Here is a 943-nt window from a genome sequence, read left to right as displayed (position 1 = left end):
GGTAGTGCCTCGGATGGACACCTTATGGGGTAGAGCACTGGATGGTTGCGGGGGTCGCGAGATCTACCAATACTAACCAAACTCCGAATACATAAGAGTGATATCCGGGAGACAGACGGCGGGTGCTAAGGTCCGTCGTCAAAAGGGAAACAGCCCTGACCTACAGCTAAGGTCCCCAAGTCGTGTCTAAGTGGGAAAGCATGTGGGAATCCCAAAACAACCAGGAGGTTGGCTTAGAAGCAGCCATCCTTTAAAGAAAGCGTAACAGCTCACTGGTCTAAACAAGGGTTCCTGCGGCGAAGATGTAACGGGGCTCAAGACACGCACCGAAGCTTAGGGTGTGCACTTTGTGCACGCGGTAGCGGAGCGTTCCGTACGCCTGTGAAGCGATCTGGTAATGGGTCGTGGAGGTATCGGAAGTGCGAATGCAGACATGAGTAGCGATAAAGAGGGTGAGATGCCCTCTCGCCGAAAGACCAAGGGTTCCTGCGCAAGGCTAATCCGCGCAGGGTGAGCCGGCCCCTAAGACGAGCCCGAAGGGGGTAGTCGATGGGAACCACGTTAATATTCGTGGGCCTGGTGGTGTGTGACGGATGGCGTGTGTTGTCGGATCTTATCGGATTGATCCGGCTTCGAAGCTGTCCCGGGAAATAGCCCCACCGTATAGACCGTACCCGAAACCGACACAGGTGGTCAGGTAGAGTATACCAAGGCGCTTGAGAGAAGTGTCCTGAAGGAACTCGGCAAATTGCCTCCGTACCTTCGGAAGAAGGAGGCCCCAACTAGGCGCAAGCTCTGTTGGGGGGCACAGGCCAGGGGGTAGCGACTGTTTAGCAAAAACACAGGGCTCTGCTAAGTCGGCTTCAAGACGACGTATAGGGCCTGACGCCTGCCCGGTGCCTGAAGGTTAAGTGGAGGGGTGCAAGCTCTGAAATGAAGCCCA

At 55.7% G+C, this 943-nt stretch carries 1 rRNA gene (only partly in view); it reads left to right on the top strand.

The window, feature by feature from the left end:
- Positions 1 to 943 (top strand): 23S ribosomal RNA (locus tag ASG05_RS05415); its annotated part runs 985 nt beyond the window's last position; the annotation flags it as partial.

This window comes from Frigoribacterium sp. Leaf186, from assembly GCF_001423905.1.
Taxonomy (GTDB): domain Bacteria; phylum Actinomycetota; class Actinomycetes; order Actinomycetales; family Microbacteriaceae; genus Frigoribacterium.
Note: the sequence above shows the minus strand (reverse complement) of the source record. Positions and strands in the feature narration are given on the sequence as shown.